Raw genomic sequence first — 21,780 nt, 5'->3', positions numbered from 1 at the left:
AGCTGGATATGAAAAAAGAAATTAGAAACCTAAAAGTAGCATCGGTATTACATAGGGCAATATCAAAAGTCTTAATGGAAGGTAATATTCTTAATGAAAAAGTAGTGGTATCTGATGTAAAGTTAAGCAAAGATTTGAAGAAAGCAGATGTATATATTGTGTTATCTTCATTGGACATCCAAAATGATAATGATGATATCAGCACTGTTATTAATGAAATGAACCAATCTGCATGGTCAATGCGTAAATCTATATTGCGTTATGTTGATCTACGATTTATACCTGAGTTAGTTTTTAAGCCTGATTTAGCATTCGATAATTTTGTCAATGTAAGCAAAATATTACATAATCACACTTAATTAATGTATTTCAACCATTATTTCTCATTAATGAGAATACACAGTTTAACAGGTTTATGGCTTGTGCTATTTTCTAGCTTAAGCGGCATTCTTTTAGCCTCAACTTCTCTATCGTATCAGGCTCTTTTTTTCCTTGTTTTGTTTACTATAGGTGCATTTTTAATGAGACCCGCAGGGTGCATAATCAATGATATCTTCGATAGAGAAATAGATGCACATGTTGAACGAACAAAATACAGACCACTTGCAAGTGGTGCATTAAACATAAAGCAGGCTTTGGCTTTACTTTCACTGTTACTGTCTATTGCCCTGGTAATCTTATTATTAACCAATAAAACTACTTTTATACTTGGAATAATTTCAATGTGCATGATAGTTATCTATCCCTTGCTAAAGCGTTACATTTGGTGGCCACAATTGTTTTTAGGGTTTACTTTCAACATGGGATCACTCATGGGTTCAGCAGCAATAACAAACCAGATTAGCATAGAATCTTTGCTATTTTATATAGGATGCGTCTTTTGGACGCTTAGTTATGATACTATATACGCTCATCAAGATAAAAAAGATGATGAGAAATTAGGAATGAAATCTACTGCATTATATTTTGGCAATACAACAAAATCTTGGTTGAAAAGATTTTATTTAATATCCTTAATGGCATGGTTGTACGCTGGCATACTATCATCATTAAATAACATCTTTTATATTGCTTTACTTGCCATAGGATTCATATTTCACCACCAATACAAAAATTTTAATCCAGACGATTCTAATCAATGCATGTCCATATTTAAAAATAATTCCCAGATAGGACTCCTGCTCTTTTTCGGTATCCTTTTAGATAGAATTGTAAATTCTACTTTTGTATCCGTTCAGATGCATGGCTAATGTGTAAATACCGAAGCAAAAATGGTGTCATTCCAGTGCTTGACACTGGAATGACAGAGAAAGCATTATATTGGGATGACACCATTTACTTCTATAGCTGTCTTTTCTATCTTATTTTGTCACCCTGCTGAACAGATTCTACTTTTTAGAACATATCTTGAAAGGAAATCAGGAAGATAATATGATAGGATCAGTAAAAAATATACCCAGGTGATGTAAGTGACAAAAAATGGAAATTTCTTGAGCCAAGAGTTGCACAGGGTGTGGCCAAGAAAGCACAAAATCAGAACAATTATTAATGCTATACGATACATAATGAGAGGTATTTGTCAGTAGAGCAAAAGATTTTCCTCTATGAAAGACAGTGTAAATTATTTTTTAGGTGGAGTAATAGTCACGTATTGCTTGAATGCATACAAAATAAAGGCCGGTGTCTCTATAGATGTTATCACTGAAATCACTGGCCTTTCGGTAGATGAGATTAAAAAATTAATTTAACCTTATCCTGAATTAAACGACCTTGAACAGAAGTATTACTTAAACAACTTTGAGGCTCTAAGTTTATTTGCTGTTCTTCAACTTCTAATGTATTATCTCTATTGTATAATATCTGTTGCATTGATTGATTTACTATTAAATCTAGTTCCTTATTAAATACAACCATAAATTTGTTAAACTTCTTTGGACTTAACTTACCTGTTTCTCTATCGTGGCATGCTTGCTCTACATATGAGTTTAAAAATCCTGAAATCTCATTAAACTTACCACCCGTGATTTTTGCAGTAACCTCTTTCTGCATTTCTACACAATCAATATTTAACCGATGTATTGATATCCCACTTTTTAATGCAGCTTGCTCTACTACTTTCTCAAATTCCTCTATAATATTTAATGCATAGCCCTGTGCTTCTAGTGAACACATAGACTGATTTACTGTAGAAATGTATTTCTGACCTGTGATTTTGCTTATAAATACACCTAATAAAAGAAGTATACCATCCGTATCAATACCTTGGACTGTAATAGCTTTAGAAGGTTGCATACCTATGGCTGCCTTAAAAGGAGAAGAAATAAACTGAAAAACACCTTTAACAGTATCTACTGTAGTGTAAGCAAAAATATTGATAAATGAAGATGGCTTACTTGTTCCGCTTGTAATACCAATTCCCGCTATACAAGCAACGAATAGACAATAATGGAAAAAAAGCCATACTGGAGTAAGTAAAATAGCGAGGTTTAGATGGCATTAAGATCAAAATTATTGGATGAAAAAGTGGTGGAATCAGCAAAAGAGATGCTGAAGAAAGTAAGAAATAATGCGTATGTTGCAAAAAAACTAAATGCTGTAATTGCAGCAAAAAAGCACAGTATAACAGCTGTAGCAAAAATATGTTGCATTTCGAGAAAGGCAATTACTACATGGATAAAGCACATAAAATTTGGAAGAGAAGAAAAATTATTTTCTCCACCTCAATGCCGTAGAAAAACTATATTGAACCAAAGTCAACTTGAACAAATTGAGGTGTGGATAGAGGAAAACCCCAATATTACTATTAGAGAAATGAGAATAAGAATCCAAGAAAGATTTGGTTTGAATATCAGCAAATCCACAATACATCGTAATATGCAAAGAATGAAATTCTCATATATCACACCAAGACCAGTTCATAGTGGACAGGATAAAAATAAGCAAGAGGAGTTTAAAAAAAAACCTCAATGAAACTATTGTCATGCATTCTGAAAAAGAGCTATTTTTCTTCGATGAATCACGGTTTGGTACACATTCAAAAGTTGGACATGGGTGGTTTAAAAAAGGCAGTAGGACACAGGTTAAGGTAAAATTAGGTAGGGAAAATTTTTATCTCTATAGTGCAGTTAATCCCAGAAATGGAGAGAATTTTAGCTTATTTGCACCAAACGTCAACACTGCTTGTATAAATATATTCCTTGAACAGATGTCGCAATATTTAGGAATACGAAAGGCTTTTCTCGTGATGGATTGCGCTAGTTGGCATAAGTCAAAAAGTTTAAAGATACCTAAAAATATCGAAATTATATACCTACCACCATACTCACCTGACCTCAATCCTGTTGAGAGGTTTTGGTTATATATAAAACAGAACATTTTGCGCAATAAAATCTACGATACAATTGTTCTGCTTGAGAGCGCTTTGTGTAAATTTATTACCTCTCTTTCCCCTTCCACGGTTAAACAACTCTGCAATGCTTCTTATTTGGTTCATTAATAATGAGAGTTGGTATAACTCCTATTTTATTAGGACCTATCTTATCATTTTGCAACGAATTTTCATCTTCTTGTGCAATACTACGGCGATTATGGAAACGTGTTGATAGGGAGCTGCTTTCTTCTTGTAAATTAAGATGTTGGGTGATTTCTTCATTTCTTCTTATTCTTTCTTCTAGAAGGTTTCGTATTTCTAAGCTGTTTTCTTCATTAAGCGTATTTGCCACGGTTAAAGCCCCTATAGCATCAACATCATCCCCTTTTTTAAGAATGAGCTCAACTACATTCAAGTTGCCACGAGCATCTGCAGAGTGCAAAGGTGTCCAATCATCTTTATTTTTAGTGTTAATGTCAGCATTCTTACTTATAAGAAATTCAGCTACTTCTAAATGACTACTTTTAACAGCCCAATGCAAAGGAGTATTGCCATTATTGTTCTTAGCATTAATATCAGCCCCTTTCTCTATAAGCTTTTCTACTATACTGCAGTTCTGGTTAAGAGCAGCCCAGTGCAGAGGAGTAGCACTATGATTGTTCTTAGCATTAACATCAGCCCCTCCCTCTATAAGCTTTTCTACTATCCGTAATTCATCTGCGAGAGCAGCTAAGTGCAGAGGAGTATTGCCATTATTGTCCTTAGCATTAACATTAGCCCCCTTATTGAGAAGATCTGCAACTAGATTAGCATCTCCACTACGTACAGCAGCAAATAATTCATTATCATCACCAGAAATCATTTAACCCTCCATATAAAACCATCTAATTTAATTAGGCAAAAGTAAGGTATTCAATCTCAAATAAGAAAAAATATCCTTTTCTAAATAAAACAGCTACCTAATAACATAAAGAAAAATATTTTCACTATCATATTTACTATACATAAAAAATTAATAGCTCAATATACTTTTCATAAAATACTCCATCTCTAAAACTTGTCAATCCCTATTTAAAAATTTTCTATGCAATGAATTGCAATTAACTTATTAAAACATAACATAAAAAATTAAACGACCTAACTATTTTCAACAACCAAAACCAGCAGGCGTGAGAAGAATTTTTCTTGGGATCAGTTGGACTACCGCTTGATTCGTACAAACTTTTCTTTATATCAATTTATTATTTTATCTCTCGGGTTTTTTTTGAATGTTCCTCTCATAAAACTAGATAGCTTATTGTAAAATTATCTTCTTAAATTCTCGTTATTCACAGGTTCTACAGCAACACTGTTAAATGAAAACATAGGCATCTCATTAGTTACACTAACCATATTTTCCGTTCCGTCAAAAAGATCTTCGCGTTGCATTGATATGTCTGATGGTAGATTCTGACTACTTTGAAACAGTTGTATATTTGATGTATTTTCCTTAAATGTTGCATTTATATTTTCTAATTTTCTTTTTTTAGATTTGCTGAAATATGTAGATCTCTCATGGCATCTTTTATGTAATTGTATTCTTAAGTCTAAAGCTAAGGATTGTGCTTCAGGGCAGCGAATAACACCTGAAGCATGATTGTGCAAACGGTTCTTGAGTTCGGGTTTCATACTAACACCTTGCCCTAAAGAAGAATACTTATACCAATTCCCGCTATACAAGCAACGAATAGACAATAATGGAAAAAAAGCCATACTGGAGTAAGTAAAATAGCGAGGTTTAGATGGCATTAAGATCAAAATTATTGGATGAAAAAGTGGTGGAATCAGCAAAAGAGATGCTGAAGAAAGTAAGAAATAATGCGTATGTTGCAAAAAAACTAAATGCTGTAATTGCAGCAAAAAAGCACAGTATAACAGCTGTAGCAAAAATATGTTGCATTTCGAGAAAGGCAATTACTACATGGATAAAGCACATAAAATTTGGAAGAGAAGAAAAATTATTTTCTCCACCTCAACGCCGTAGAAAAACTATATTGAACCAAAGTCAACTTGAACAAATTGAGGTGTGGATAGAGGAAAACCCCAATATTACTATTAGAGAAATGAGAATAAGAATCCAAGAAAGATTTGGTTTGAATATCAGCAAATCCACAATACATCGTAATATGCAAAGAATGAAATTCTCATATATCACACCAAGACCAGTTCATAGTGGACAGGATAAAAATAAGCAAGAGGAGTTTAAAAAAAAACCTCAATGAAACTATTGTCATGCATTCTGAAAAAGAGCTATTTTTCTTCGATGAATCACGGTTTGGTACACATTCAAAAGTTGGACATGGGTGGTTTAAAAAAGGCAGTAGGACACAGGTTAAGGTAAAATTAGGTAGGGAAATTTTTATCTCTATAGTGCAGTTAATCCCAGAAATGGAGAGAATTTTAGCTTATTTGCACCAAACGTCAACACTGCTTGTATAAATATATTCCTTGAACAGATGTCGCAATATTTAGGAATACGAAAGGCTTTTCTCGTGATGGATTGCGCTAGTTGGCATAAGTCAAAAAGTTTAAAGATACCTAAAAATATCGAAATTATATACCTACCACCATACTCACCTGACCTCAATCCTGTTGAGAGGTTTTGGTTATATATAAAACAGAACATTTTGCGCAATAAAATCTACGATACAATTGTTCTGCTTGAGAGCGCTTTGTGTAAATTTATTACCTCTCTTTCCCCTTCCACGGTTAAACAACTCTGCAATGCTTCTTATTTGGTTCATTAATAATGAGAGTTGGTATTAGTAACATATTTTTTTAAATCAGAGTTTGCTTTTAATGCCGCATAAATAGTATTATACAACTCATTTATAACTTGAATTTTTTCCATAATTAATCCTTGCGATTTGCAGATATAATAGAGGTTGTTACTCCAGTGGCCCCTTTGGTGTCATTCCAGTACTGGAATCCAGTTTTATCTAAATGAATTAACTATTCTTCTTGTTGGTCATTTTATTGAAAATGTTTGCTCATTTACAATCAATTTTCCTGAATACCAGTACTGGGATAACACCTTTCCTTAAGAACGTAAGTTACAATATTCGTACAGAAGCATTGGGATGACACCTTCCCTTATGGAATTAAGTTACAATTTTTGTACAGTCAGCACTGGAATGACACCGAAGGGGCTACTCGGATGACACCGAAGGGGCTACTTGGATCTGTTGTATCTGCTATCGAATGACAAACAGGAACTACAAAACAACCTTTGGTTCGCGAAATGGAGAATATACCTTCTTCACTTCAGATAAGTGGCTACTTACTTCTGATTCACGATTTTTATAAAGAGCAGAAACATGCTGCATAATGCCTAGCTTTATTTGCTCAGGAACACTATCATAACCAGCTTCATATACAAAATCAGCTCTTATTATGCTCAAATAATTGAAAATTCAATATAGCTCCCTACGTCACTAAAATAATAACTAATACCAACTCTCATTATTAATGAACCAAATAAGAAGCATTGCAGAGTTGTTTAACCGTGGAAGGGGAAAGAGAGGTAATAAATTTACACAAAGCGCTCTCAAGCAGAACAATTGTATCGTAGATTTTATTGCGCAAAATGTTCTGTTTTATATATAACCAAAACCTCTCAACAGGATTGAGGTCAGGTGAGTATGGTGGTAGGTATATAATTTCGATATTTTTAGGTATCTTTAAACTTTTTGACTTATGCCAACTAGCGCAATCCATCACGAGAAAAGCCTTTCGTATTCCTAAATATTGCGACATCTGTTCAAGGAATATATTTATACAAGCAGTGTTGACGTTTGGTGCAAATAAGCTAAAATTCTCTCCATTTCTGGGATTAACTGCACTATAGAGATAAAAATTTCCCTACCTAATTTTACCTTAACCTGTGTCCTACTGCCTTTTTTAAACCACCCATGTCCAACTTTTGAATGTGTACCAAACCGTGATTCATCGAAGAAAAATAGCTCTTTTTCAGAATGCATGACAATAGTTTCATTGAGGTTTTTTTTTAAACTCCTCTTGCTTATTTTTATCCTGTCCACTATGAACTGGTCTTGGTGTGATATATGAGAATTTCATTCTTTGCATATTACGATGTATTGTGGATTTGCTGATATTCAAACCAAATCTTTCTTGGATTCTTATTCTCATTTCTCTAATAGTAATATTGGGGTTTTCCTCTATCCACACCTCAATTTGTTCAAGTTGACTTTGGTTCAATATAGTTTTTCTACGGCGTTGAGGTGGAGAAAATAATTTTTCTTCTCTTCCAAATTTTATGTGCTTTATCCATGTAGTAATTGCCTTTCTCGAAATGCAACATATTTTTGCTACAGCTGTTATACTGTGCTTTTTTGCTGCAATTACAGCATTTAGTTTTTTTGCAACATACGCATTATTTCTTACTTTCTTCAGCATCTCTTTTGCTGATTCCACCACTTTTTCATCCAATAATTTTGATCTTAATGCCATCTAAACCTCGCTATTTTACTTACTCCAGTATGGCTTTTTTTCCATTATTGTCTATTCGTTGCTTGTATAGCGGGAATTGGTATAAGTTATTTACAATATCAACAATGCTTTGTGTTTCTGCCCTCTCGGTTTTTAGAAATTTTAATCTATTTGGTGTGGCAAAAAATAAGTCACGAACTTCAATATATGTACCCTGTAGCAAAGAACAAGGTGTAATCTCTCTTATTTTTTCTCCTCCCTCATACCTTATAGACCATGCTTCCTTTGCTCCACTTGCCTTAGACGATAATTTCATTCTACTTACTGCTGCAATTGAAGGCAAAGCTTCTCCCCTAAATCCAAGATGTTTGATTTCTATTAACTCACTATCGCTTAATTTTGAAGTAGCGTGGCGCATAAACGCAAGTTCCAAATCTTCCTTTTCTATTCCATTTCCATCATCTGTCACAGTTATAAGGTTACGCCCACCACTTTCTATTTTGATCTCTATTTCTGAACTTCCAGCATCTATTGCATTTTCTACTAATTCCTTTACTACACTTGCTGGCCTCTCTATTACCTCTCCCGCTGCTATACGATTTATAGTTTTTGTGTTTAAAAGAATTATTGCCATAATACTCCACCCAATCTATGAAACTTAGAGTTCCCTCTATTTTTTGGTGATTTCTTGACCTCACAATCTCTATATTTTAGCTTTTTAGATTCCTTTCTAGCAAGTCTATCTGCCTCTTCATTATAGGTATTACCACTGTGAGCTCTAACCCACTTCCAATTAACATCATGCTGTAAAGCAACTTCATCTAGTTCCTGCCATAATTCCCTGTTCTTCACTGGCTTTTTATCGGTTGTCTTCCAACCATTTACCTTCCATTTATTGATCCACTCTGTTATACCTTGCTTAATATAACGACTATCAGTGTGTAAAATAACTTTGCAAGAAACTTTCAACATCTTTAGCCCATTAATCACAGCCTTTAATTCCATTTTGTTATTCGTTGTGTTTTCTTCACCTCCAGAGATGCGTTTTTTGATAAAGATACTTTTATTTTCATACATCACCACGGCTGCCCATCCACCAGGCCCCGGATTTCCAGAACATGCTCCATCTGTATATATTATAACCTTCTTTTTGTCCATATTGACAGGATATAGATTCAACGTAAATTTGCTACTGAAAATGTTGACATGAAGTTTCAAGATCTTTATCATATACAAGGTGTAGGGAGCCCGTCCTCTCGATGTTAGGTAATCGTATTTGAGTCTTTGTACTTGCATTTTTTTGGAGCCTACACCAAAGTGTTTTTGAAACTTTTTATAGCTTATCGGTTCATTTGCTAGGGTTTTAAGGCAGTTATAAAACGATGACTAACACTACATCTAAAGCCTAAAATGTAATTCTCAGGTGATCTTTGACAGATGTTTTTTTTCATCAACACATTCAAAGCTTAGAAAAACAAAAGGGTTGAATATTTCTTCACAATTGTGTATAATTGTTAATGCTTTTTATCTTACTTTCTCATGGCTCTTTCGAAGTTTCTCGATCCAAAAAATGATATATCGTTCAAGCGCATCTTTGGCACTGAAAAAAATAAGGATATTCTTATTCACTTCCTTAATGATATCCTTGGCTTCACTGGCAAAAGTACAATAAAGGATATAGAGTTCTTAAGTACTATTCAAGACCCTGATATTGCTTCTAAAAAACAAAGCATTGTTGATGTTCTTTGTAGAGATGAAAATGGGCTGCAAGTGATAGTCGAAATGCAGGTCGCTAAAACTAAGGGCTTTGAAAAACGTGCTCAATACTATGCTGCTAAAGCCTATTCAAGACAGGCTGACAAAGGCGATCAATATCATGACCTTAAGGAAATTATCTTTATTGCTATAGCAGACTGTATTTTATTTCCTGATAAATCTGAGTATAAGTCAAAGCATACTATTAGAGATGAAGACACTAATGAACACGATCTTAAAGATTTTTATTTTATATTTATTGAGTTGCCTAAATTTCCAAAAACCAAAGAGGATCAGCTTTCAAGTATAGTCGAGAAATGGGTTTACTTCTTCAAATATGCAGATGAGACTAGTGAAGAAGAGCTGGAAAAAATAATAGGTAGTGATCTAATAATTAGAAAGGCCTATGAAGAGCTAAATAGATTCAACTGGTCAGAAAAAGAATTTATTGCTTATGAACAAGAAATCAAGCGTATTCGTGATGAACAGGCTGTTCTTGCTCAAAAACTCGATGATGCCACTCAAAAAGGTAGACAAGAAGGCATCCTCATCGGCCATGAAAAAGGCAGAGTGGAAGGTCGCAAAGAAAGGGATATTGAAGTAGCCAAAAACTCACTCAAGGCCGGTGTCTCTATTGATGTTATAGCTCAAATTACCGGTCTCTCTCATTCTGAAATTTTGCAACTTAAGAAAAAAACATAATATCCCTACTTATTTACTTTAACATTTATGAAAACCTTCTCTAAGTTAGACATATCCTCTAATTAAGAATCTAGTGAACTGTCTAAAATGGCTATAAAGATTGCACATAGAATTATATAAATTACTATCATAACGTTACCCAAACTTCTATATCAAAGCTACGTGCTGTAAGTCCAATATGGAAAACACATTAACCACTTAGCATTTAATGTCTACTTCATCCATTTTAGTATTAAGACCATCAAACTTGATACTGGTTTCCCTAATGATTTTGGCTAATTCTATCACCTTTACTTTTCACTATTTGGCATATTATATCTTCCATATTCTCATCTACTTACTCAAAGTATTTCCAAGCTTGGTTACTCCTATCTCAGAAAGACAAGTTGATACTTTTGAATGGATTTGAACAGAAGCATTACTTAAATAACTTTGAGGTTCTAAACTCATTTGCTGTTTTTTTCCATCATCAACTTCTAATGTACCATCTCTGTTGTGTAATATCTGCTCTATTGATTGATTTAGCAGACCCTTATTAAATTGAGCTATAAACTTTTCAAATTTCTTCGGACTTAATTTACCAGCTTCTTCACCAGGACACGCTTTCTCTACATACGATTTTAAAATCCCTGAAATCTCATTAAATTTACCACTCATGACTTTTCTAGTAATCTCTTTCTGCATTCTCATATAATCAATATTTAATCGATGCATTGATACACCACTTTTTAATCCAGCTTGCTCTACTACTTTCTCAAATCCCTTTATAATATTGAGTGCATAGCCCTGTGCTTCTAGTGGGGATATAGACTGACCTACTGTAGAAATATACTTTTGACCTGTAACTTTTCTAGTTAATAAATCAAGTAACATTATTGTACCATTTACATCCATTTTTGCATCAACTTGTGAGATTGGACTTGAAGTATTTGATGCTTCCTCAGATAAAGCAGCTCTAGAATAAAATAAACCACCTACAGAACCTTTTACCCACCCAAACAAACCATTTATCCATGAAGATGGTCTTGTGCCACTACTTGCTGCTATCTCAGGTTGATTACTTGAATCTATAGCAAGAGGTTTTCTTGACATATGATGACGAGCATGATCTCCATGGTGATGACGGCGTTTGCGTTGAACAGTTTTGTCTTTTTCTTCTTTGATTTTCTCTAAATATTTTACAACATCATTATGTTTTTTCCAAGAAGCAAGATCCAACGGTGTTTTATCATCCTTGTCTTTAACCTCAAAATCAGCACCTTCTTCTATAAGGTATTTTACCAGATCTAAATGACCATTTCTAGCAGCATAGTGTAGAGGAGTCCTACTAGTGTTATCCTTAGCATTAATGTCAGCAACTTCCTTTATAAGATACTCCACTCCGGGTAAGCAACCTTCAACTGCAGCCCAGTGTAGAGAAGTCCTTCCATTACTACTCTTATACCAACTCTCATTATTAATGAACCAAATAAGAAGCATTGCAGAGTTGTTTAACCGTGGAAGGGGAAAGAGAGGTAATAAATTTACACAAAGCGCTCTCAAGCAGAACAATTGTATCGTAGATTTTATTGCGCAAAATGTTCTGTTTTATATATAACCAAAACCTCTCAACAGGATTGAGGTCAGGTGAGTATGGTGGTAGGTATATAATTTCGATATTTTTAGGTATCTTTAAACTTTTTGACTTATGCCAACTAGCGCAATCCATCACGAGAAAAGCCTTTCGTATTCCTAAATATTGCGACATCTGTTCAAGGAATATATTTATACAAGCAGTGTTGACGTTTGGTGCAAATAAGCTAAAATTCTCTCCATTTCTGGGATTAACTGCACTATAGAGATAAAAATTTTCCCTACCTAATTTTACCTTAACCTGTGTCCTACTGCCTTTTTTAAACCACCCATGTCCAACTTTTGAATGTGTACCAAACCGTGATTCATCGAAGAAAAATAGCTCTTTTTCAGAATGCATGACAATAGTTTCATTGAGGTTTTTTTTTAAACTCCTCTTGCTTATTTTTATCCTGTCCACTATGAACTGGTCTTGGTGTGATATATGAGAATTTCATTCTTTGCATATTACGATGTATTGTGGATTTGCTGATATTCAAACCAAATCTTTCTTGGATTCTTATTCTCATTTCTCTAATAGTAATATTGGGGTTTTCCTCTATCCACACCTCAATTTGTTCAAGTTGACTTTGGTTCAATATAGTTTTTCTACGGCGTTGAGGTGGAGAAAATAATTTTTCTTCTCTTCCAAATTTTATGTGCTTTATCCATGTAGTAATTGCCTTTCTCGAAATGCAACATATTTTTGCTACAGCTGTTATACTGTGCTTTTTTGCTGCAATTACAGCATTTAGTTTTTTTGCAACATACGCATTATTTCTTACTTTCTTCAGCATCTCTTTTGCTGATTCCACCACTTTTTCATCCAATAATTTTGATCTTAATGCCATCTAAACCTCGCTATTTTACTTACTCCAGTATGGCTTTTTTTCCATTATTGTCTATTCGTTGCTTGTATAGCGGGAATTGGTATTAGTATCAAAATCCAATATAGATTTATCTCTAAAATCAACCAAACCAACATCACTCTTATCAATAGGTTGATTATGATAAATCTGTAACCCTTGCTCCTCTGGTTGATAATATCTGAAAGAGTTAGGATCCATCTTTATATGCTCAAGCTTTAAGTTTGCACTATCGATTTTATAAAGCTCATTGTTTATTCGTGATACAATTTGTTGATTCTCTGGATTTTTAAAATAATCAACTAAACCAATGGATAAAGACCATTTAGTACCTTTACTATCAAGTATTGTAATATCTTGTATCTCTAAACTATCCTCTGTAAGGTCAGAGATTGATTTGCCATAACATTCATTTATATAATCCCTTTTACCTTGTTCTATTCTTATACTATCAATACCTATTACACTTAACTCAGCAAAATCAATGATACTATAAGGTATAGGTACTGCTTTATTTTTTATTTTTAAATTGAGCCTTATTGGCGACGATGAAATTTTGCTATTTAATGTATCTGGTAGTTTGATAATATACTGGTGTTGCTCTTTCTCTCCTTCTATTGTAATGTCCTGATAGTAATTACACAGCATCAGATAGTCATCATAACCATAGTTCCGTCCACCATTAAGGTATTTCTGATAACTACTTGTAACGTCAGAATTATTATAGCTAAAATCAACAATGACTTGACCTGAGTACATGCAAGCAATTATCACTTTTTCACTAGGTATTCCCATGTGATTTTTAATGACTTCTACTTGAGATACTGGTATGTCAAAATTATTGTCATCAGCAATACCTTTTGCAATTTGATAAGTATCAAGTAACTCTTGATCTAGAATACTTGCTTGTATAAATGCTTTTAACTTCTTTTCACTATCCTGTATAACTTCTCCACTAATATCATTGCCTGAATTTTTCAACTTTTGATACCTAATATCCTCCGCCGTATCAAACAAAGACTTGTCTTGTATTGCAACAGATTCTGTTACTCCACTACAGTTTACTTGAATTATTAGATTTTTAAAATCATCGATTTTAGTACTTGAAACAATACTTTGTGTATCATTAGCTAAAAGATCTAAGCTATAGCCGACCTTTTCTATATCTTCACTTATTCCCCACTGTGTGATATTAGCAACTTGAACACTTATTACGTCAATATTCCCCTTTATTTTTCCTGTACTGCCTAAATCACTTACTATCCTAGCACTATCACTGTTTTCATTAATAATAAACACTGTTTGCTTCAATCCTCTGTGATGTACATTTTCTTTGTTGACCACTCTAACTTCATAATCTTTATCTGTGCAGTTAGATGAATTTTGCCAAACTTCCGCGTTTTTTACATTAATTAATCTCGTTTCACAGTGAGTAGTAATATTTTGCTTGTTGTCAGAGTTAGATACATAGTTATATGTGTTAACCAATCTTATGTTATTACTATTACCATAACGTATAGTTCCACTATGCAAATTTGCAGCGATATTATTAGCTTTAACATTCATTACTAGAGTATTTTCTTTTCCTGCTCCACCTTTGAGGGTACCAGACATAGAATTATTAATAATAAAAATAGTTTCATTGTTTTTAGAGCCAATATAACGTATATTACTACCCTCTGGAATATGCATTACTGCTGGATAATTTGCAGCTGCTGTCAATATTTTCGGTCCTGAAATGTATAATACTGATCCTTTAGGAAAGGTTTGCTTTTTTGTATTACTAGGATCTTTTATTGTTGGACTAGTAAAAATAAAAGGTTCACCTGAGAGAGTAAAGCTCTCTTGACAGTTTCTATAGGTTTTGCCAGTATTGCAAGGCATATATACCTTATCCAAAGCGTAGAGCCGGAATATACGTTGTTCATTAATTATGCCACTACATTGATGTTGTGGTATTAAATGTCCTGATGGGGCCATTACGACTCTCAGCCCGCTATTGTACTCGTCTTGAGTTATATGGGGAAGGTACTTTGCCTCTTTACTAATCAAATAAACTTTTTTCTTTTCTTGTTTTGCAAGAAACTCTTCATATTTTTTAGTACTCCTAAATCTTGTAGCGCCTATGTCATCCAGCTGATAAAATTCTAAGTAGAGAGGTCTAGATATATTTAATGAAGATAAATCAGTTTTTATATTAGAAGTTACATCAAAGGAGATGCCATCATATTTTTTTCTAATTCACACTCCCACACAGTATTGCAACCAATCCCGCTACCCATACAAATGGTCCTTTCTTTAATGGTAGTAATTACCTCATGGTACTTTTCCTGAATGGAAGAAACATATTGTACAACTGCAGCTATATTAGGGTCAGAATTGAGGTAATTTATGGCATTGCTTTTCACAGTATTTAAATAACCCTTTATCCTTATATAGTCTTCGTATATTGCTTTTTCGGAATTTGAAAAAAATATTTTAGTACGATCAATATTAGATATAGGAATTTGTGCTGCTATTGCTTGCGCTTCCATTGTTCTACTGTATAAGGACTGATGCAATGAAAACACAATATCAGGAACCATAGTAAATACTGACATCCTACCTAAAACTTTGCCTGCAGCAGATAACCCCCTTAAAATCTTAGTAGTAGCACTTACACTTTTTATCGTAAAACTAACCCCTGCACTTATAGGCCTTATGCTCATACTTGCTAGTTTTACACCACTACTTGTTGTCCAATAATAATTTAGTGGATGATGATTACCTTGAGCTATTTCATTTATACTATACCCAAATTGATAAGCAATAGTTGCAAATGTAATACCTTGAACTATGGGGTTACTGATAATCTTAACAAACGTTTGACGTACAGGTTGTGGTACTTTACCAATCAATTTTCCTACTTTACTATTAGAAGAAATACTTACACTCGTCCTAACATCATCCATAGCATCTAGTATACCATTGATACCAAATACTTGCTTTAAAGCATTATTATCATGTCGTCCAAGTGTTGCTGTATCACCTATACTATCAAGCAAGTCATATATAGCCATCATGGAAAAAAACTTTCCACCTTTTGCTCCTTTTATTTTCGCTGAATCAAATTTATCACGATCAAATGCAATTCCTTTCCCATTAAGACTGCTTTCCACATTACTAATATAATCCGCAAAAATTTTTTCACCAAGATCATCAAAATGACTTTTAAACCTGTCGAAAGTATCTTCCCTAACTCCTTTTGCTAATAAATTCTGTTTAATTTCCTTTACAATATCATTGTAATCTTGATTAGTTTGAACATCACCTATGTCTTCAATGTATTTTTTATTCTCTAACAACTGCTTATCATTTGATAGTTGATGTAATTTATTATGAATTTTCTCTCTTTCTGGATCTGTAGTAAAATTTTTAATTATACTATCAAGTTTTACTTTATAACCATCGATGTTTAAATAATGTTCAATACCTTGTCCTTTAATTTCTTCTATTATAGCATACTCTTTATCGCTACTTACTTTTAACTTTATCTCAAGATTTTCCTTATCCAGTATATAACTTTCTATACTCTTAATATTTGCAGCATCATCTATTATTAATTCTTTATCATTACCACTATTGTCTTTGAATTTTACATTCATTTTACCACCATCAATCCTCATTTGAGAAGAATCTATTGTTATAATTTTTGTGTCACGAGCTTCAATACCAAATAACTCCTTAATAAGTCCTTCTTTTTCCTCATCCGTAATCTTTTCTTCATCAAACGAATCTATGCAGGCCATATTCACGCTTCTTTCTCTTCTTGGTTTTTTACTTAGTGGATACTCCGGCGATGAAGGTTCTCTTTTCTTTCCTTTAGAGCAAGCAGGTAACATATGAACTGAACTATGAACTACTCCAACAGGAATAAATCCTTCCTCGGCTGTCCTACTTGTTAAAATAAGTTTATTCGGATTATTAGATCCTTTATCGAAAACAACACCGATAAATTTTACCTCATCACCATCTGTAAGTGTTTTATAGGTAACACCTTCTTTGTACTCTTCATTTATTTGATCATTTGCTTCCCTCAATAAAGCTTGAGCTCCTTTGCCCTGCCTTGATGTCTTAAGTTCCAACCCTATTGGTGTGTACTCCTCAGCATTTCCATCTTGAGCTACAAACTTAATACCATGAACTAGCATGTCAATACGTTCTCCTCCACCAGTTTGAAACTCAGTTAAAACTAATGCTCTAGTTTCTGGTGATTCCTGTAATTTTAGGTCGCTATAATAACTAAACACTCCATTCAATATTCCTTGGAAATGAGCTTCTTTATTAACGAGACTCTTAAAAGGGAATATTCCTTCTCCAATTTTTTCTAACAATTTATTATATTCGTCTATTGATAAAGACTGAGCATCTAATGCTTGATCAAATGTTTCTTTTAACTTACTGGGATAAGGAACTTCTTTGAAAGTACCTTGAAATCTATCAGCTCCGTTGTTGTATTCTTGTAAAGAATTGTATTTTTCAGTCCAAATAGTAAGATATCTTTTAAAATCTGACTTGTATCTAGTATCAAAATTAAGATTTAATTCGACTATTTCCCTATTCCCTATTTCTCTATTTAATCTATCAAGAGGGAGCTCTTCATTCAGCCCGTTCAAAATATCTTTTCTGTTAGCTTCAACAATATTTATCACATAAACCAACTTCTTTGTATTTTCTGGAATGAGCACCATTGTTACAACTGCGTGGCTTGCATCAAGGTTAGTTGATAATGCTTCTCTGCTTCTTTGAGCTGCTAGACGTCCAGGCCCACGAAGATTAGGATGTACCTCGGTAGGTATATTGTTTCCATAGATAAAAATGTATTTTTTGAAACCAGTTTTTAAATCTTCAATTCTATTTAACAGTAGTGATTGCCCCAGTAAAAACCTGCTAAAATAATGATTATCTCCCTTCTCTGGTGTACCAGGAAATGTATGGTAAATACGTTCTATATTATTTTTTATTCGTTTTTTTAGTGCGTTTGTATAAATTTCTTGCGTATCCCAATCATCAGAGGATTTTAGCATATCTTGAAAAAGAGGAATTATTCTTTCCCTACGATTCGATACCCTAACGTCAGAGATAGGAGATGGATTATCAAGATTGACACCAACACATAAAATGTTATCTGCAGTAGTTAAAACTCGCTGAACATTTGGTTGAAACCCTTGTGCATACTTTTCTGCTTGTTGCAAAGCTTTATCTGGAGTAGCATTAGTGCCTGCTCCTGCTTTTAACTCAATAATAATAGGAATAGAATCTAATGCACGATCAGGACCACGAGCTAGCAGGATAATATCTGCATAACCCCTACCTGCAAATTGCTCTGGATAAACTCTAAGATTATACCTATAGTGGAAATTCATGAAAACGCCTACCATAAATCCATGATGTGCTGCTTCACGTGCACTACTATCATAGATTAATGAGTTTTCATATTTAGAATGAACTTCACTAATCTTTCCAAGAACTCTCTCAAGAGATCTTTCAACTATTGCCTCATCAGAGCCATTTAGCTCAGCTATATCAACTTCTGGATTATTCCATATTCCTTTTTCTATTTCATGAAATTCTTTACTAGCAGGGAAATCAAGTATCTCTTTAACTTCCATATTAACAAAAATTCCATCCTTTCCTTTGTAGATCTGTACTAGTCTAGATTTTATTCTGTCTTGAATTTTATTCTCAATGTTTATGATCTCATTCTCAACATTCCGATCTCTAATCTTACTCCTATCTATATTATTTCTTAATATACCCTTCAATTCATCAGCGGTAAACTGATGGCCGCGCTTCCCTTCTGATATGGAAAATAAATCTATATTATTAATAGCATCTTTGGCATTTCCAATTTTACCATTTTTAACAATAGCCACCTTTAAAGTTTTTGAAGTATCAAAACTAAAATAAATCTTTTTAATATTTAACTTTTCTGCAATTTCTGTATCCAGCAAAGTAGAAAAACTACCTAGGAAGAAGTGTGTAAAAAATCCTGCTTTTTCTACAGAGTGTAAATAAGATGGAATCTGATCCACAAATGACTGAAATCTTGTTTCAAAAGATTTAAAATCCTCTTCTTGCTTGCTTGTGCCAACTTCTGTACCTGCTTCCTCTATTAACAACTGTATTAATTCAAAGTCTTGAGGCCTTCCTTTACCCATGACTTTTTTTAAACCTTTTGCAAGCTCTACATCATTATCAACAATACCTCTCTCAAGACCAAAATTATAATGATTTCGGTTACCCGGTGCGCCAACATGAAATAACTGTATTTGAATATCTCCATTACCATATTGAGTTTCAACTTCACCAGAAACACTAATTGTTGCGCTAAGTATTCCACTCATTGCTCTTATTTCAGGTTCACCTCCCCAAGTATTAGGGCTCCTCATGTTTTCCAAGTAACGCTCAAAATCACCTTCAACAAAATCTCTGAACTCATTCCTATGAGAACCTATATAATCAACTACTCGATTGCGAAATACATTTCTTACTAAGTTTGCAAATGTATCATCATAATTCGCAGCACTTAAATTCCGGACCAAACCTCTAATATGATCTAAATTTTGGGTTACAGCTCCTTCATTTCCAAATAAAGCTTTATACCTTTGCCGAAATAAAGCATCGCCGTTCCTGACAGGTATTAAGTAAGCCATAGTAACAGACCAAAATAAGCAACTACCATCTCCTGGAACATTAATTCTTTTAAATCTACTTTCACTTTCGGAATTAGCGTCAGACCTACGATACCGCTTGAATTGAGAAAATTCTTTAGCTTGCTCTATATATTGTATTTTACCCGATGATTCGGTAATTTTTGAATTAACGCCTTCTTTTGTTAGATGATCTGCTGGATATTGTGTCTTAAGCATAGAACCCCCTTCATTATATTATGCTAAACCCACTATATCAAGCTTATTATATAACAATCAGAGATATCAATAATAAAAGCTATTTTTACCCATATGCTGGCTTATGTATATAACATTTGTATTATAATGCAACCTCTTTTTGATAGAAGCTAAAATAGTAATAAGAAACCACAACCTGCTTTATAGAATTGCCTTATAACACCTCTTAATTACCCAACTCTAATTGCTCACATGCTTTACTTAAATTAACCTCAGTTAAGCTAGTAAGCTCTTCAGCTGTAGACTTTCCATATGCTAGAAACTTATTCAGTGAATCAGTATCTCTTTTTTCCAACACAGATCGTATATACCCCGCTTGCCTAGAATCCATAAACTCCTTGATTTGATCAGAATTAGCTTTACTTAATACCGCCCATACTGGTTCCACACACCCCCTATTAATTAGAGGTACTAACAACCTTCCTTGAAACACTGGGCTACTTCTCATTTCTTCATTTAGTAATAAGGCACGATGGCTATCAAACCCTTCCTTTGTCCACATATGCATAAAAAGCCTTATTCCTTCATCTACGCAAGATTTTGAATAGCTTTCTATTTTTCTTATATACTTTAACCAAACACAATAATAATCTCCTGAAACATCACTTGGTTTTAAGCAATCAAACAATCTTTGAAATTGATCAAAGCGAAGTGCACTCTGTAGAGTATTTAAACTACCATAATAACCATTTTCAGCTAAGTCTCTTTTTAGAAGTTCTGGATATTTATCAGGATTTATTTGACTAAAACAAAATTCGAATATTTCAGGATAACTGTTACAACGACTACCTGCTGCATATACTGCTGTCTTCATGAAGATTTCATCCTTTTTCTGTTCACTCATCTCACTTTCAGGTAATGATTTTATTTTATTCCAGAAGAATTCCACTGCCTGTTCCTGCTTAAAACTCATAGCACATTTAAGCCCGTACTCATATGGATGACAGCCATCTAAATTTAATTTAGAGATATAACCGCTTATAAAATGTGACCAAAACTGCGCTAAAAGACCCGACCCGCAACACCTAACTAAGTGCTCATACTCCAATAGACTACTCTTACCTTGAGCCGATAATTCCTCTTTTCTTTCCTCAAATAAAGCAATAATATCTTCTTCTAGACAGTACCGACAGGCAATAGCATACTTATCAAAGAGATTACCTGAATCTGGCGCAATTAACTTTTTGCCTACCACTTGCCTATCAAGCTTAACTCCATGTAAATTGTCTACTTTTTTCCAACAATCCTCACTAGACAATACCTGTGCAAGAAAATTACGTCCTTTCTTGCCACTTTTTTGGTGTAGACGCCAATTTGCATAGCACCAGCGTTCAATTTGAAAAAGCTTAGATGCTCTATAAGGATCATCCTCTTTAATAGACGAGAATAAAACTTTTGGAATATCTGAACGCAGCATGATCACCTCTCTATGAATGGAAAAAAATGGAAACTGTTACGTCTAACATACACTATAGTAACTTGATACCATTTCGAGCAAGATATCCCTTTTGTAAGTTTTGTCAATCCTCAATTTGAAAATTTTTTTTAGACTTGAATAACTTTTGATACAAGCCTCTTAAATATACTCGATACATAATGTTTTATTTGTTTTAAATTCTGTTTTTATAAGTTTATCTTAATACTTATTGTTAAATGAACTAATATTAATTTAATATTATATATCGCTAATAAATTAAGTAATATAACCATTTCCAATGGTCAAAACCAAGGGTGGTGAGAAGTATTTTTTTTGGAATCGTGTGGTCTACCATGCGTACCATACGAACTTTTTGATATAATAATTTAACTATACGCTAAAACTAGCCATATTAGCCCATTTCATCCACACTTATATACGAACTAATTTGCCTAACTTTGTTGCAAACAATTTCACGTTTTTATTTTTGAAATACCGTTTTTATATAAAAAGTTCTCACAAAGGTAGGTACTATTTTTGAAGAAAGTAAATAATCAAATTTTTTGTGACGCTGATTGATATAGTATCTGCGAGAATGCTTTTTAGTATTTGACTTTACAA

At 33.6% G+C, this 21,780-nt stretch carries 13 protein-coding genes and 4 pseudogenes; 5 read left to right on the top strand and 12 right to left on the bottom strand.

The window, feature by feature from the left end; translation table 11 throughout:
- The first annotated feature begins 8 nt into the window (after positions 1 to 8).
- On the top strand, positions 9 to 359 hold the full coding sequence (locus ABWU62_RS04140; RefSeq protein ID WP_353287630.1) for a ribosome-binding factor A: 351 nt from the start codon (positions 9 to 11) through the stop codon (positions 357 to 359).
- Between the two features lie 3 nt (positions 360 to 362).
- Positions 363 to 1,250, top strand: a complete 888-nt coding sequence (gene ubiA, locus ABWU62_RS04135; RefSeq protein WP_353287629.1) for a 4-hydroxybenzoate octaprenyltransferase — start codon at positions 363 to 365, stop codon at positions 1,248 to 1,250.
- Positions 1,251 to 1,731: 481 nt separating this feature from the next.
- Here ubiA and ABWU62_RS04130 read toward each other — a convergent pair whose 3' ends face one another.
- Positions 1,732 to 2,292, bottom strand: coding sequence for a latrotoxin-related protein (locus tag ABWU62_RS04130; RefSeq protein WP_353287628.1), 561 nt, complete (start codon positions 2,290 to 2,292; stop codon positions 1,732 to 1,734).
- Positions 2,293 to 2,490: 198 nt separating this feature from the next.
- On the opposite strand from ABWU62_RS04130, the gene ABWU62_RS04125 reads away from it, so the two are divergent.
- Positions 2,491 to 3,496, top strand: a protein-coding gene (locus ABWU62_RS04125; protein ID WP_353287151.1) for an IS630 family transposase whose coding sequence is annotated in 2 segments (ribosomal slippage) — positions 2,491 to 2,952 and positions 2,954 to 3,496 — 1,005 coding nt in all. Because the reading frame shifts where the segments join, the coding sequence is not laid out codon by codon here.
- On the opposite strand, the gene ABWU62_RS04120 is transcribed toward ABWU62_RS04125, so the two are convergent.
- Both ABWU62_RS04120 and ABWU62_RS04115 read right to left on the bottom strand, forming a co-directional pair.
- On the bottom strand, positions 3,459 to 4,232 hold the full coding sequence (locus ABWU62_RS04120) for an ankyrin repeat domain-containing protein (protein WP_353287627.1): 774 nt from the start codon (positions 4,230 to 4,232) through the stop codon (positions 3,459 to 3,461). The genes ABWU62_RS04125 and ABWU62_RS04120 overlap by 38 nt on opposite strands.
- A gap of 443 nt (positions 4,233 to 4,675) precedes the next feature.
- The gene (locus ABWU62_RS04115) at positions 4,676 to 5,158 is read right to left on the bottom strand and encodes a hypothetical protein (RefSeq protein ID WP_353287626.1); all 483 of its coding nucleotides are present in this window, start codon (positions 5,156 to 5,158) and stop codon (positions 4,676 to 4,678) included.
- Here ABWU62_RS04115 and ABWU62_RS04110 point away from each other — a divergent pair.
- Positions 5,152 to 6,156: pseudogene (locus ABWU62_RS04110) on the top strand (IS630 family transposase). The gene ABWU62_RS04115 and the pseudogene ABWU62_RS04110 overlap by 7 nt on opposite strands.
- Before the next feature lie 14 nt (positions 6,157 to 6,170).
- Here ABWU62_RS04110 and ABWU62_RS04105 read toward each other — a convergent pair.
- From ABWU62_RS04105 to rnhA, 4 genes and pseudogenes are all read right to left on the bottom strand, one after another.
- Positions 6,171 to 6,260: pseudogene (locus ABWU62_RS04105) on the bottom strand (DUF3168 domain-containing protein); the annotation flags it as partial.
- A gap of 614 nt (positions 6,261 to 6,874) precedes the next feature.
- A pseudogene (locus ABWU62_RS04100) lies at positions 6,875 to 7,879 on the bottom strand (IS630 family transposase).
- Between the two features lie 22 nt (positions 7,880 to 7,901).
- Positions 7,902 to 8,492: pseudogene (gene mutL, locus ABWU62_RS04095) on the bottom strand (DNA mismatch repair endonuclease MutL); the annotation flags it as partial.
- Positions 8,483 to 9,016, bottom strand: coding sequence for a ribonuclease HI (gene rnhA, locus ABWU62_RS04090; protein ID WP_410542189.1), 534 nt, complete (start codon positions 9,014 to 9,016; stop codon positions 8,483 to 8,485). The gene rnhA and the pseudogene mutL, both read right to left, overlap by 10 nt.
- Positions 9,017 to 9,397: 381 nt before the next feature.
- Between rnhA and ABWU62_RS04085 the strand changes: the two genes are divergently transcribed.
- Entirely contained in the window at positions 9,398 to 10,315 is a 918-nt protein-coding gene (locus tag ABWU62_RS04085; protein ID WP_353287625.1) for an Rpn family recombination-promoting nuclease/putative transposase, read from the top strand.
- A gap of 333 nt (positions 10,316 to 10,648) precedes the next feature.
- On the opposite strand, the gene ABWU62_RS04080 is transcribed toward ABWU62_RS04085, so the two are convergent.
- The 5 genes from ABWU62_RS04080 to ABWU62_RS04060 form a co-directional block, all read right to left on the bottom strand.
- Complete coding sequence (locus ABWU62_RS04080) at positions 10,649 to 11,794, bottom strand: ankyrin repeat domain-containing protein (RefSeq protein ID WP_353287624.1); 1,146 nt, start codon at positions 11,792 to 11,794, stop codon at positions 10,649 to 10,651.
- A protein-coding gene (locus ABWU62_RS04075) for an IS630 family transposase (RefSeq protein ID WP_353287090.1) occupies positions 11,772 to 12,777 on the bottom strand; the annotation gives its coding sequence in 2 pieces (ribosomal slippage) (positions 11,772 to 12,314 and positions 12,316 to 12,777; 1,005 coding nt in all). Before ABWU62_RS04075 ends, ABWU62_RS04080 begins: the two co-directional genes overlap by 23 nt.
- A 51-nt stretch (positions 12,778 to 12,828) precedes the next feature.
- On the bottom strand, positions 12,829 to 14,772 hold the full coding sequence (locus tag ABWU62_RS04070; protein ID WP_353287623.1) for a hypothetical protein: 1,944 nt from the start codon (positions 14,770 to 14,772) through the stop codon (positions 12,829 to 12,831).
- A 224-nt stretch (positions 14,773 to 14,996) separates the two neighbouring features.
- Positions 14,997 to 19,703: an OTU domain-containing protein gene (locus tag ABWU62_RS04065; protein WP_353287622.1), complete on the bottom strand. Its 4,707-nt coding sequence runs from the start codon at positions 19,701 to 19,703 to the stop codon at positions 14,997 to 14,999.
- Positions 19,704 to 19,908: 205 nt separating this feature from the next.
- Positions 19,909 to 21,159, bottom strand: coding sequence for a hypothetical protein (locus ABWU62_RS04060; RefSeq protein WP_353287621.1), 1,251 nt, complete (start codon positions 21,157 to 21,159; stop codon positions 19,909 to 19,911).
- Positions 21,160 to 21,780 lie beyond the last annotated feature (621 nt).

Origin of the sequence: Wolbachia endosymbiont (group B) of Gerris lacustris (assembly GCF_964028355.1) — a bacterium.
Taxonomy (GTDB): Bacteria; Pseudomonadota; Alphaproteobacteria; order Rickettsiales; family Anaplasmataceae; genus Wolbachia.
This window is presented reverse-complemented; position numbering and strand designations above follow the sequence as displayed.

Excerpts from the sequence above, each read along its gene's own strand:
- ABWU62_RS04140 (WP_353287630.1), top strand. The coding sequence starts at position 9 with ATGAAAAAAGAAATTAGAAACCTAAAAGTAGCATCGGTATTACATAGG.
- ubiA (WP_353287629.1), top strand. The coding sequence starts at position 363 with ATGTATTTCAACCATTATTTCTCATTAATGAGAATACACAGTTTAACA.
- ABWU62_RS04130 (WP_353287628.1), bottom strand. The coding sequence starts at position 2,292 with ATGCAACCTTCTAAAGCTATTACAGTCCAAGGTATTGATACGGATGGT.
- ABWU62_RS04120 (WP_353287627.1), bottom strand. The coding sequence starts at position 4,232 with ATGATTTCTGGTGATGATAATGAATTATTTGCTGCTGTACGTAGTGGA.
- ABWU62_RS04115 (WP_353287626.1), bottom strand. The coding sequence starts at position 5,158 with ATGCCATCTAAACCTCGCTATTTTACTTACTCCAGTATGGCTTTTTTT.
- rnhA (WP_410542189.1), bottom strand. The coding sequence starts at position 9,016 with ATGGACAAAAAGAAGGTTATAATATATACAGATGGAGCATGTTCTGGA.
- ABWU62_RS04085 (WP_353287625.1), top strand. The coding sequence starts at position 9,398 with ATGGCTCTTTCGAAGTTTCTCGATCCAAAAAATGATATATCGTTCAAG.
- ABWU62_RS04080 (WP_353287624.1), bottom strand. The coding sequence starts at position 11,794 with ATGCTTCTTATTTGGTTCATTAATAATGAGAGTTGGTATAAGAGTAGT.
- ABWU62_RS04070 (WP_353287623.1), bottom strand. The coding sequence starts at position 14,772 with ATGGCCCCATCAGGACATTTAATACCACAACATCAATGTAGTGGCATA.
- ABWU62_RS04065 (WP_353287622.1), bottom strand. The coding sequence starts at position 19,703 with ATGCTTAAGACACAATATCCAGCAGATCATCTAACAAAAGAAGGCGTT.
- ABWU62_RS04060 (WP_353287621.1), bottom strand. The coding sequence starts at position 21,159 with ATGCTGCGTTCAGATATTCCAAAAGTTTTATTCTCGTCTATTAAAGAG.